At 73.2% G+C, this 12,000-nt stretch carries 9 protein-coding genes; 5 read left to right on the forward strand and 4 right to left on the reverse strand.

The annotated features are described in order from the left end of the window. Nucleotides 1-42 precede the first annotated feature (42 nt). Entirely contained in the window at nt 43-747 is a 705-nt protein-coding gene (locus ACFWIS_RS20505) for a bifunctional DNA primase/polymerase (protein WP_380455192.1), read from the forward strand. A gap of 489 nt (nt 748-1,236) precedes the next feature. On the opposite strand, the gene ACFWIS_RS20510 is transcribed toward ACFWIS_RS20505, so the two are convergent. Beyond that, complete coding sequence (locus tag ACFWIS_RS20510; protein WP_380455193.1) at nt 1,237-1,935, reverse strand: metal-dependent transcriptional regulator; 699 nt, start codon at nt 1,933-1,935, stop codon at nt 1,237-1,239. A gap of 222 nt (nt 1,936-2,157) precedes the next feature. Between ACFWIS_RS20510 and ACFWIS_RS20515 the strand changes: the two genes are divergently transcribed. The 3 genes from ACFWIS_RS20515 (at nt 2,158) to ACFWIS_RS20525 (ending at nt 4,932) form a co-directional block, all read left to right on the forward strand. Continuing rightward, on the forward strand, nt 2,158-2,922 hold the full coding sequence (locus ACFWIS_RS20515) for an SIS domain-containing protein (protein WP_380455195.1): 765 nt from the start codon (nt 2,158-2,160) through the stop codon (nt 2,920-2,922). Between the two features lie 234 nt (nt 2,923-3,156). Next, nucleotides 3,157-4,056 (forward strand): DUF4231 domain-containing protein, encoded by a 900-nt coding sequence (locus ACFWIS_RS20520; RefSeq protein ID WP_380455197.1) that lies wholly within the window; start codon nt 3,157-3,159, stop codon nt 4,054-4,056. A 21-nt stretch (nt 4,057-4,077) separates the two neighbouring features. After that, nucleotides 4,078-4,932: an alpha/beta fold hydrolase gene (locus tag ACFWIS_RS20525; protein ID WP_380455255.1), complete on the forward strand. Its 855-nt coding sequence runs from the start codon at nt 4,078-4,080 to the stop codon at nt 4,930-4,932. Here the strand turns inward: ACFWIS_RS20525 and ACFWIS_RS20530 are convergent. Genes ACFWIS_RS20530 through ACFWIS_RS20540 form a run of 3 tightly spaced genes read right to left on the reverse strand, consistent with a single transcriptional unit; the run spans nt 4,929 to nt 11,538 of the window. Continuing rightward, entirely contained in the window at nt 4,929-5,921 is a 993-nt protein-coding gene (locus tag ACFWIS_RS20530; RefSeq protein WP_380455199.1) for a 2-hydroxyacid dehydrogenase, read from the reverse strand. The genes ACFWIS_RS20525 and ACFWIS_RS20530 overlap by 4 nt on opposite strands. Before the next feature lie 32 nt (nt 5,922-5,953). Further along, nucleotides 5,954-9,907 carry an FxSxx-COOH system tetratricopeptide repeat protein gene (gene fxsT / locus ACFWIS_RS20535; RefSeq protein WP_380455257.1) on the reverse strand — a complete coding sequence of 1,318 codons (3,954 nt, stop codon included), beginning with the start codon at nt 9,905-9,907 and terminating at the stop codon, nt 5,954-5,956. Between the two features lie 41 nt (nt 9,908-9,948). After that, entirely contained in the window at nt 9,949-11,538 is a 1,590-nt protein-coding gene (locus ACFWIS_RS20540) for a TIR-like protein FxsC (protein ID WP_380455201.1), read from the reverse strand. A 215-nt stretch (nt 11,539-11,753) separates the two neighbouring features. On the opposite strand from ACFWIS_RS20540, the gene ACFWIS_RS20545 reads away from it, so the two are divergent. Further along, nucleotides 11,754-11,951, forward strand: a complete 198-nt coding sequence (locus ACFWIS_RS20545) for a DUF397 domain-containing protein (protein WP_380455203.1) — start codon at nt 11,754-11,756, stop codon at nt 11,949-11,951. The last annotated feature ends 49 nt before the right edge of the window (nt 11,952-12,000 follow it).

The raw sequence follows: 12,000 nt of genomic DNA on the forward strand, positions 1-12,000 counted from the left end.
GCCGGGCCGTAACCAGCCTCACACACGGTAGTTGAGCAGCCCGTGGAAGACATCCCCGACGCCCCCGGCCAGGACAAGAACGCCGGCCTGCCCCCGCTGCTGATCGAAGCCGTCGGCTACGCCGAGAACCGCCACTGGGAGGTGGCCCCGGGCGCCTGGCTGATCGACGGCGACGGCCCCGCCCGCTGCTCCTGCGGCGACCAGCGCTGCACCCAGCCGGGCGCCCACCCGCTGGACGCGGACTGGGCCCGCAAGGCGAGCGCCGGGCCGGGTGCGGTGCGGCGCTGGTGGACGGAGCGGCCCAAGGCCTCGATCCTGCTGCCCACCGGCCGGTCCTTCGACGTCCTGGACGTGCCGGAGACGGCCGGGTGCCTCGCGCTGGCCCGGATGGAGCGGATGGACCTCCAGCTCGGCCCGGTCGTGGTGCTGCCCACCTCGCCCGGCCGGGTGGGGCGGCGGCTGCACTTCCTGGTGCTGCCCGGGGTCGCGGCCAAGCTGCCGGAGATGCTCCGCAAGCTCGGCTGGCCGCCCGGGCGACTGGACCTGGTCGCCCGCGGCGAGGGGGACTGGACGGTCGCCCCGCCGTCCCGGATCGGCTCCACCGGATACGCCCAGTGGGCCCGCTCCCCCTCCGAGTCCAACCGCTGGCTGCCGGACGCCGCCGAGCTGATCAGCCCGCTCGCGTACGCCTGCGGCCGCGAGGCGCCCGCGCAGCCCGTCCCGGCCGTCCAGCCGGCGGGCGTCTGACCGGACCACGCCCCGCCGCGGGCCCGAGGTCCGGTCCGGGCCGAAGCCTGCCGCCCTGCGCCGATCGGGTGAGGGTGCGCACCGCGCGACACAACGCGCGCGAGTGACGGGCCTTGTCTCCCACCGGAGACGAGGCCCGTCATACGCATGTGCGGATAAGACCTCGGTCTACCCGCTGGTCAACCGGGAAAGCCCCCCGTACGAGTGACTGCGCTCAAGGATTGCCAAGATCGGCCGAGGGGAGGAATGGCGGTGTGGGGGTCGCCGGAAGGGTCGCTCGGACGGGGAAGCCGGGCGAGGCGGTGGAGGGGAGCGGGAGGGAGCCGGGGAGGACGAGAAGGGCCCGCTGCACGGGGAGCAGCGGGCCCTGATCGTCGGTACGGAGCGGGCGGCCCCGGCCGACCGGGGTCGGGCGGCGAGGCGGGGCACCAGGTCGCGTCGGGTCGGACGGTGGGGTCAGGCGGTGGGCTCAGGCGGTGGGGCGGTGGCTCAGGCCTGGGCGACGAAGACGTGCTGGGCGATGTCCTTGCCCAGTTCCGCCGCGTTCTCCCCGGTGCCGACCAGCACACCGCCGACGCCGGCGCCCATGGTCACCTTCACCGTGGAGCCCGGCCGGATGCCGGCCCGGCGCAGGGTGCTCATCAGCGCGCTGTCGGTCTGGATCGGCTCGCCGATCCGGCGGACCACCACGTCGGCCCCGGCCTCGCCCGGCTTGACGGAGTCCAGCGGGACGAGCGCGGCGTCGAAGCCCTCACCCTCCGCCTTGGTGTCGCCCAGCTCGTCCAGGCCCGGGATCGGGTTGCCGTACGGGGACTGGGTCGGGTGGCCGAGCATGGCGAGCACCTTGCGCTCGACCGTCTCGCTCATCACGTGCTCCCAGCGGCAGGCCTCCTCGTGCACCTGCTCCCACTCCAGGCCGATCACGTCGACCAGCAGGCACTCGGCGATGCGGTGCTTGCGCATGACGCGCACCGCGAGCCGGCGGCCCTCCTCGGTGAGTTCGAGGTGGCGGTCCCCGGCGACCTGGAGCAGCCCGTCGCGCTCCATCCGGCCGACCGTCTGGCTGACCGTGGGTCCGCTCTGCTCCAGCCGCTCCGCGATCCGGGCACGCATCGGGACGATGCCCTCTTCCTCCAGCTCCAGGATGGTGCGAAGGTACATCTCTGTGGTGTCGATCAGCCCAGACATCGCCGCTGGCTCCGTTCTTCGGTGTCCTCACCGCCAATTCTGACGTACCGCACCGACAACCGAGCCCGCCCCGGGGTTTCCGGGACCGGTTTTCGTTCCTGTTGACAGCGGTGCCGCCGGGGCGCGACCGTGCTCGCCGTAGCTTTCTCCACTGGCGGTCCGGGCCATCCCGACCGCCCCACCCGGCCGGCGCCCCCCACCGGCAGAGAGCGAAGGCACCCGATGAACGACCTGGTCGGCAGGTACTTCGACGCCGCGATCGCCCACCTGAACCGGGTCCGCGAGGAGGAGTCCGACACCATCGAGGCGGCGGCGGCCCTACTGGCCGAGGCGGTCTCCGAGGGGCGGCGGGTGTTCGCCTTCGGCGCCGGGCACTCCTCGCTGCCGGCCCAGGACGTGGTCTACCGGGCGGGCGGACTGGTCCCGATGAACCTGCTGAACGTGCCCGGGATGGCCGGGGTGACGATGATGCCCGCGCCGCTGTCCAGCGCGCTGGAGCGGGTCTCCGGGCTCGCCACCGCGACCCTGGACCTGACCCCGGCGACCAGCGGGGACCTGCTCTTCCTCATCTCACTGTCCGGCCGCCAGGTGATGCCGGTCGAGCTGGCCCGGTACGCCCGGGACCGCGGCCTGAAGGTGATCGGGGTGACCTCGCTGGCCTACCCCGGCGAGGTCCCCTCGGCCCACCCCTCCGGCACCTACCTGAAGGACCACTGCGACGTGGTGCTGGACAGCAAGGTCGCGGTCGGCGACGGCGAGCTGAGCCACCCGGGCGCCGAGACCTCCTTCGGCCCGGTCTCCACCATCGTCACCAGCGCGCTGATGCAGGCCGTGGTCGCCTCGGCGGTCGGCCGGCTGGCCGACCGGGCGGCCGCCGGGGACGCGCCCGCGCCGCCGCTGTTCCGCTCCGGCAACGTGCCGGGGGGCACCGAGTGGAACGCCAAGCAGATGGCCGAGAACGCCGAGCGCATCCTCTACACCTACTGAATACCGGCAGGACCGCCGGATCCCGGTCGGCCCGCCTCCCCGGCACGCCCGCTGACGGCGAGTGCCGGTGCGACTACGGGGCGTACCGGACAATCCAGCGGACCTTCCCGGCCATTGCGGACCGCTCCGGCCACCGCCAGGCGTACCGGGAAGCCGCCCGGGGCAGGAGAGCCGAGGGACCTGAGCGACGGGTGGGGGCCGAGCATGGCGTCTGGTGCGGGACCGACCGGGTGGGTGCGCGAACAGGAGCTGCTGCCCGAGTTCTTCTGGGCCGCCGACGCGGCCTCGCTGCGCGGCCAGCGCCGCGCGGTGCTGCTCTCCGCCGGGGAGCTGGCCCTGCTGCTGCTCGCCGCCGCGACCGGCTCGGCCGACGGCGAGCCGTGGGCCTGGTCGGCCGCCGCCGCGTACCTGGGCGCGGTGGCGTTGGCGGTGGTGATCGGCCGGCAGAACCCGCAGGGCCTCTGGTACGAGGGCCGGGCGGCCGCCGAGTCGGTGAAGACACTGGCCTGGAAGTTCGCCGTCCGGGCGGACGCCTACCGACCGCCGCCGCGCAGCCTGCCGGACGCCGAGGGGCTGTACCGCTTCCAGCTCACCAGGGTGCTGGGCGCCTTCCGGAACAGCCCGGTGCCCGTGCCGGCGAGCGGGGTCGAGGTCACCGAGGCGATGCGCGACCTGCGCGGCCAGCCGCTGGCGGTGCGCCGCGAGGTGTACCTGAACGAGCGGATCCGGGTGCAGCACGACTGGTACCGCCGCAAGGCCCGCTACTGCGCCCGCGCCGGGTACTGGACCGGCGTGCTGGGCGTGCTGCTGCCGGCGCTGGGTCTGGCGCTGGCGGTGCTGCGGGCGCTCGGCGCGTTCACCTACGACGCGCTGGGCACGGTCTCGGCGGTGGCCGCCTCGGTCACCGCCTGGGCGCAGCTGCGCCAGTACCGCCCGCTGGCCGCCGCGTACGCGCTGGCGGCCGAGGAGTTGGAGCTGATCCGCCTCCAACTCGCCCGGCTGGACCTGGAGTCGGTGGACGCCGAGGAGCTCTGGGCCCGGTTGGCCCGGGACGCCGAGGACGCGGTGTCCCGCGAGCACACCACCTGGCAGGCCCGCCGGGAGGTGCGCACCACCACCGACCCGGAGTACTAGGAGGAACGCGTGGCGTTACGGATGGTCAAAACGGCGGACGGCCGCGCCCTCGCCGTCGAGTCCCTCGGCGACCCGCGCGGCCGTCCGGTGTTCCTGCTGCACGGCATGCCGGGCAGCAGGGTGGGGCCGCACCCGCGCAGCACCGTGCTGTACCGGCTGGGGGTGCGGCTGATCTCCTACGACCGGCCCGGCTACGGCGACTCGACCCGGCTGTTCGGCCGCCGGGTCGCCCACGCGGCGGCCGATGTGCGCACCATCGCCGACGAGTTGGGGCTGGACGGCTTCGCGGTGCTGGGCCGTTCCGGCGGCGGCCCGCACGCGCTGGCCTGCGCGGCGCTGCTGCCGGAGCGGGTCAGCCGGGTGGCGGTGCTGGTGGGACTGGCCCCGCGCGCCGCGACCGGCCTGGACTGGTACGCGGGGATGACCCCGTCCAACGTCCGCGCCTACCGGGAGGCGGAGCGCGGGCACGGCCGGATCGCGGACGCGATGGAGTTCCGCTCCCGGCAGATCAAGGACGACCCGGTCCGGCTGCTGAACGGGCTGCGCACCGAACTCTCCCCCGCCGACCGGGAGGTGGTGGGGGACAGCGGGCTGCGCCGGATGCTGCAGAGCAACTACCGGGAGGCGTTCCGGCACGGCGCGGACGGCTGGATCGACGACGTGCTGGCCTTCACCGCGGAGTGGGGCTTCGAGGTCGGGTCGATCGGGGTGCCGACCTGGCTGTGGCACGGCGCGGACGACCAGTTCTCGCCGGTCGACCACTCCCGCTGGCTGGCCGACCACATCCCGGGCTCCGAGCTCTTCCTGGAGCCCGGCGCGGCGCACTTCGGGGCGTTCCGGGTGATGACCACGGCCCTGGCCTGGGCGGCGGGTTAACTCCGGATCGGGGTAAGCGGCCCGGAACCGTCCAGCACCGCCAGGATGTTGTCCACCGCGAGGTCGCCCATCGCCTGCCGGGTGCGCACGGTGGCGCTGCCCAGGTGCGGGACGAGCACCGCGCGCTCCTGGGCGAGCAGCGCGGACGGGACGGCGGGCTCGTGCTCGAAGTTGTCCACGGCGGCGGCGAACAGCGCGCCGGACTCCAGGGCGGCGGCCAGCGCCTCCTCGTCCACCACGCCGGCCGTCATGCTGACCACCACCGCCCCGGGCGGCAGCATGGCCAGCCGGCGGGCGTCCAGCAGGTGCCGGGTCTCCTCGGTGCAGGGGCAGGTGACGACCAGCACGGTGGAGGTGGCGAGCAGGTCCTCCAGCGGCTTCCACTCGGCGCCGGCGGCCTGCTCGGGCGGCAGTTCGCGGCGGTTGTGGTAGCTGACCGGCATGTCGAAGGCGGCGGCCCGGCGGGCCACCGACTGCCCGATCCGGCCCATGCCGAGCACACCGAGCGGGGTGCCGGCCAGCTCCAGGCCGAGCAGGAAGTTCGGGCTCCAGGTCCAGGGCGTGCCGGAGCGCAGCAGGCGCTCTCCCTCGCCGAGCCGGCGGGTGGCGGCCAGCAGCAGGGCCCAGGCGGTCTCGGAGGTGGCGTTGGTGAGCACCCCGGGGGTGTTGGTGACGACCACGCCGCGTTCGGCGCAGGCCGCGAGGTCGACGTTGTGGTAGCCGACGGCGTGGTTGGCGACGATCTCCAGCTGCGGGCCGGCGGCGTCCAGGAACTCGGCGTCCACCCGGTCGTTGAGGGTGGTGAGCACGGCCCGGCGGCCGCGGACGGCGTCGAGCAGTTCGGCCCGGTCGAGCTCCCGGTCGGTCTCGCCGCAGGTGACGGCGTACCGGTCGGTGAGCCGTTCCAGGACGCCGGGCGCGGGGTGCCGGGTGACCAGGACCGGGGGCGGGGTGGTCGGGTCCGTGGCCCGCTCGCTGCTCTCGCTCATGGCTCGGCAGCGTACCCCGCCCCCTTCCCCGGCTACACCGGCTGCGGCTCCAGGTCGCGGTTGATCCGCTTCCAGCCGCGCGCGGAGACCGTGTTGGGGTGTTCCTCGCCGAACTGCCGGATCAGCTCGGAGATCGCCCGGGCGCGCAGTTCGGCGGCCTGGGTGTGCCGGCCGGCCGCGCGCAGGGTGATCGCCAGGTTGGCCTCGCAGGCGACGGCGTCCGGGTGCTGCGGGGTGTAGCGCCCGCACAGGCCGGCGTAGGCGGACCGGCCGAGCTGTTCGGCGAGGTCGGTCTGCCCGTCGTCGCCGTAGGCGTTGGCCAGGTTGATCACCGCGTTGAGGGTGTACGGGTGCTCCGCGCCGACGGAGCGGGTCAGCCCGTCGACGGTGAGCCGGCCGCGTTCGATGGCGCCCTGGACGTCGCCGCTGCCGCGCAGGTAGATGCCGAGGTTGTTGGCGCAGGCCAGGGTGAACGGGTGCTCGTCGCCGAACAGCCGCCGGTGGCCCTCGAAGACGGTGGAGCAGAGGTCTCGGGCGGCCTCCTTGTCGCCGGAGGCGCTGTGGTCGGCGGCCAGGTTGAGCGCGCAGGCGAGGGCGTCGGGGGCGTCGGCGCCGTAGCGCTCCAGGTAGCGCTCGTAGGTCTCCTTGGTGATCCGGCGGGCCTCGGCGAGCTGGCCGATCCGGCGGAGCGAGACGGCGAGCGACTTGGCGTTGCGCAGGTTCTCCGGGAGGTCCGGGTCCAGCACGTCGCCGAGGTCGGAGGTGACTTCCTGGAGGAGGTCCACCGAGCCGCGGTAGTCGCCGAGTTCGCGCAGGTCGCGGGCCAGGTTGGACTTGGTGGACAGGGTGTAGGGGTGCTTGGGGCCGAGGACGGCGGTGCGCCGGTCGAGGGTCTCCTGGTCGAGTTCGCGGGCGGCCTCGCTGTTGCCGACCAGCCGGTAGTCGATGGCCAGGTTGTTGGCCATCGACAGGGTGCGCGGGTTGTCGTCGCCGAAGAGTTCGCGGAACTGCTCCAGGATCTCCTGGTCCAGGTCGAGCGCGGCCTGGAAGCGGCCGAGTGCCCGCCGGTCGGCGCCGAGCGAGCCGGCCGTCATCAGGGTGTACGGGTGGTGTTCGCCGAGCAGCACCCGCTGGCGCTCCAGGGTGGCCTCGTCGAGGGCGAGCGCCTCGGCGTAGTTGCCCTGGGAGCGCAGCACGTTGGCGAGCTGGAAGCGCAGCAGCAGGGTCTGCCGGTCGTCGTCGCCGAGCTTGCTGGTCCATTCGGCGTCGAGGGCGTGGCCGAGGTCGCGGGCGCGGTCGAGTTCGCCGCGCTTCCACAGGTAGCGGACCCGGTCGATGAGCAGTTGGCGGGTGTCGGCCTCGTCGCAGTTGTGCGCCTTGGAGGGCGACAGGTGGGGCCAGATCTCGTCGAAGGCGGGCCAGTTGGCGGGGTCGTCGGTGTCGCCGAGGACGGGCCGGGCGCCGGTGAGGATGCGGTGCACCTCGTGGACGGCGATCTCCTGCTCGTCGTCGGTCATCCCGGCCCGGATCACCGCCTGGACGAGCCGGTGCACCTGGAAGCTGTTGCTGCCGGCGTCGACCTTGGCGAGGGCGTACCGGCCGATCGCCTGGATGACCTTGCCCAGCATGAACTTGTCGCTGAGGTCGGCGTCGTAGCGCACCAGCGCGCGGATCATCTGGTCGCTGTAGAAGAGGTTCATCGAGATCGGCTCGGGCGCGAAGAAGGCGCACAGCTGGAGCAGCCGGACGGCCGCCGGGGACTGCTGGCGCAACCGTCCGATCGAGACGTTCCAGGTCGCGGCGACCGGGGTGGGGTAGTCGGTGGGGTGGTCGACGGCGAGGGCGCGGGCGGCCTCGGCGTGCAGCTGGTTGACGTAGGTGTCGACCGGGGTGCCGGTGGTGTCCAGCCAGGCGGCGGCCACCTCGACGGCCAGCGGGAGGTCCCCGACGGCCTCGGCGACCCGGTCGGCGTCCGGGCGGGAGAGGCTGCGGGCGCGCCGGCACAGGTGCTCGACGCTCTCGCCGCGGGTGAAGACGTCGACCTCCAGCGCCTCGGCGTGCCCGGTCCAGGCCTGGTTGCGGGAGGTGACCAGGATGTGGCCGGAGCCGCCGGGGAAGAACCGGCGGATCTCGGAGGGCTCGTCGGCGTTGTCGAAGATCAGCAGCCAGCGCGAGGTGGGCACGCCGCGGCGCAGCGCCTCCCGGGCGGCCTCGGCGGCCTCGGTGACCGAGTCGCCGACCCGCAGGCCGAGCCGGCGGGCGAGTTCGGCCAGTGCCGGGGCGACCAGTTCGGTCTGCTCGGCGTCGATCCACCAGACCAGGTCGTAGTCGGACATGAAGCGGTGGGCGTACTCCAGCGCCACCTGGGTCTTGCCGACGCCGCCGAGCCCGTACAGGGTCTGCGGGGTGGGCAGGACGGCCGCCATGCCGCCGCGCAGCTGGTTGCGCAGCTGCTCCAGGACGGCGGCGCGACCGGTGAAGGAGGGGTTGCGCGGCGGGACGTCCCAGACCGAGGGCTTGCTGCCGGGGAAGCGCGGGCCGCCGGTGGGGGCGTCGCCGAGCACCGCGTCGCCGCGGCCGAGGGCGCGCAGCAGGCTCTGGATGGACTGGGTCTCGTCGCGGCCGACCAGGTCGACGGGGTTGCGGTTGCTGAACGGCGCGGTGAGCCGGACGTCGCCGACGCGCACCGGCAGCAGCTGGCGCCGGGTGCCGGAGGGGTCGGAGTTGACCACCGACTCCCACAGCGCCCGGGCCTGCGGGGAGCGCTGGTAGGCGGGCGAGAGCACGGCGACCGTGCGGTAGGCGGAGTCGATGCCGCGCTCGGTCTCCTCGCGCGGGTCGGTGCCGGCGCTGAGGTCGCGCGGCAGCACCCGGAAGCCGGCCCTGGTGAGCACGGACTCGATCCAGTCCGCCCACATCCGGTCCTCGGGCACGTAGGACAGGTAGAGGTCGGCGGGGACGGACGGGCGGCGGCGGGTGAAGGCGTCGACGTAGCGCAGCCGCACCTCCTCGTCGATCGCCGGCAGCCCGCTGACCCGCCCCTCGGTGATCATCGAGGTGAGCCGTTCGCAGGCGGCCAGCATCGAGGTGGGGGTACCGGTCTGGTCGCCGAAGGTGGCGAGGATCTCCTCGTAGGCGTAGAACGGCCGGTACGGGATCTCCACCGAGCCCCAGTAGCCGGCGAGTTCCTCGCCGCCCAGACCGGCGGGCAGGCCGTCGAAGCGGACCCGGGCGAGGGCGCGGCCGGCGTCCGCCTTCTCCTTCTCGCCCTCGTCGATGCGCATCGGGACGGGCAGGATGCGGATGCCGCGGTCGCGGTAGCGGTCGTGGATGTGCTGGGCGATCCGGGAGGCGCCGTCGATGGACTGGTCGCTGAGGGTGAAGCAGACCACCAGGTCGTCGGGCATCTGGACGGTGCAGATCTCGGCGATGTCGGACAGGCCGGTGCGGGAGTCGATCAGCACGTAGTCGTAGCGCTTGGCCATGTCGGCCTTGAGCGCGTCGAAGAACTGCCCGCCGTCGAAGCGGTCGTAGAAGATGTCCCAGTCGAGGTGGGTGACGGCCTCGGAGTAGTCGCGGTTGAACTGGCCCGCGGAGAGGAAGTCCAGGCTGCCGCCGGCCGGGAAGTACGGCCAGGAGAGCGAGAGCGCGTGCGGGTGCACCCGGGCGAAGTCCAGGTGCCAGCCCTCGGCGTGCTCGACCGGGCGCAGCGCCTCCTCGCGGTACTCGGCGATGAGGTCCATCATCCCGGTGGTGCCGGCCAGCGAGGCCGGGTCCAGGAAGGGGTGGAAGAACTTGGCGAGGCCGGGGGCTTCGAGGTCCCAGTCGACGGTGAGCACCCGGAAGCCGTTGGCGGCCAGGATCCAGGCGGTGTTGGCGAGGGCCATGGTGCGGCCGGTGCCGCCCTTGTAGGAGTAGAAGGTGATGATCCGGCCGTTGCGGTCCTGTTCCGCGGCCCGCCGGGCGGCCTCGCGGGCGGCGGCCATCTCGGCGGCGCCGAGGCGGAGGTTCCTGGTGGTGTTGTCGCTCATCGGTTCGGTCCTCCCAAGGGCGCCATCCCAGCATCGGGGTCATCGCCGTCGTCACGGTCGTAGCGGTGGTCGCGATCGTTCTCACGGGCGGTGCGGTGGTTGCGGTCGGTGGTGCGGTCGGTGGTGCGGCCGGTGGTGCGATCGGTCGTGCGATCGGTCGTGCGATCTACTCGGTCGGTGTTGCGGTCGAGCGGGGTGCTGCGGCCGGGGGGATCGTTCCGGGCGATGGGGCCGTCCCGGTCGGGGCCGTGGTCGGGGTCGTGGTCCCGGTCGAAGGGTTCCGGTCCGTAGGGTTCGGTCCGGTGCCCGCCGAAGCCGTCCGGCCCGTACCCTCCGGGACCGCGGCGGAAGGCCTCGCGCAGGCTGGGCCGGGGCGTCGGCGGCTCCTCCGGTTCGGCCCTGGTGCGGCTCTCGAAGGCGTACTTGGCCTTCATCGCGGCCCGGGGCAGCGCGTCGTCGAAGTCCTCCAGGCTGTTCAGCCCGGTCGGGCCGGTGACGCCGAGGAAGCTGGGGCGGCCCGCGCGCCGGGTCTTGCGCAGGGTCTGGTCGGAGAGCCCGCTGAACTCGCCGTCCCGTTCGAGGCATTCGCGGTCGTCGGTGTTCCACGGCTCCAGCACGCTGACCCAGGTGGCGTCGGAGCGGTCGAAGCGGCGGACGAGTTCGCGGCGGCGCGGGTCGCGCAGTGACCAGCGGTCGAGCAGCAGCAGCCCGGGGGCCTCGGCGTTGCCCTCGATGATCGACTCCACCTCGTCGTCGAACTCGTGCACGGTCGGCTGGAACCCCAACTGCCGGGCCAGGCGCACGGCGTGCTGGGCGATGGGGGATCCGGCCGGGCGGTACGGGTGCCAGTCGGTGCGCCGGGCGCCGTAGAAGTCGGGGTTGCGGTCCCGAGGCAACTCGCCCTGGTGGTAGGTGAGTACGGAGATCCGCAGCTGCTTGGTGGGGGCGGAGACGTTGAACGCGCTCGGCAGGCCGTTGAATTCGAGCCGCCGCCCGACCGGGATCACCGTCTCCTCCGCCACTTGGACGATCCGCGCCGCCAGCCGGTGCACTGCCAGCTCGTACGCGGCCCGGAAGTAGCTGAGCTTCATCAGCGCGTACAGGCCCTCGGTGGCGTAGTCGGGCCCGAACCCCGCGTGGTTGAACTGCAGTTCGCTGGCCACCTTGGGCAGCCGGTAGCGGCTCATCGGCGCCCACAGCACCGGGACGATGCCGCTGGTGCGCTCCACCTCCATGGTCGCCGGGTAGACCGGACGGCGGGTGAAGGCGTGCCACTCCTGGCCGCACGGCACGCTGTTGAAGTACCGGGGCGAGTACAGCGGCACGAACACCCGGCAGGTCGCCAGTTCCTCGGACAGCCGCTCGGCCCACAACTCGCCCTGGTGCATGGACTCGTCCATGAACCCGACGGGCACCCCGGCCGGGACCGTGGTGAGTTGGAGCACCGCCTCGCAGAGGTCGCGGTACAGCTGGCGCACCCAGTGGTTCGGGTCGCCGGCGCCACGCGCACCGGACTTCGGCGTGTGCGCGTAGGAGAGGAAGAAGTACGGCCGGGCCTCGTCCTCGTCCCAGCCCCGGTCAGTCACACGTGCCTCCCCCGGGCCCGTCGGCAACCTGCCTCCCGCAGCCCCCGTGCGGCGGGGTCTCAGTGTAGGAACGACTGACACCCCAATGGAATAGCACAACGGGTCGTACGAATTGACATGACCGAAACGATGCCGCTGCCCTCTTGCGTGGAGCAGTACCCTCGTTGCGGCCGACGTGAACGATCAGCCGCGGTGAACGATCGGAAGGGGCCCTCATGGACCAGCTCAACTGGCAGCGGTCGAGTTTCAGCGCCGGCGAGGCCCAGTACCTGGAGATCGCCTCCGCCGGGGACCTCGTCTACATCCGTCAGTCCGACAACCCCGACCTGGTCGTCACCACCACCCGGGTCAAGCTCAACGCCTGGATCCTGGGCGCCAAGGACGGCGAGTTCGACCACTTCGTCGGCCTCTGACCCGCTGCCCCGCTGCCCCACCGACCCGCCGACCCGCCGACCCTGCCCC

The organism is Kitasatospora sp. NPDC127060 (assembly GCF_042724935.1).
In the GTDB taxonomy this organism is placed as follows: Bacteria; Actinomycetota; Actinomycetes; order Streptomycetales; family Streptomycetaceae; genus Kitasatospora.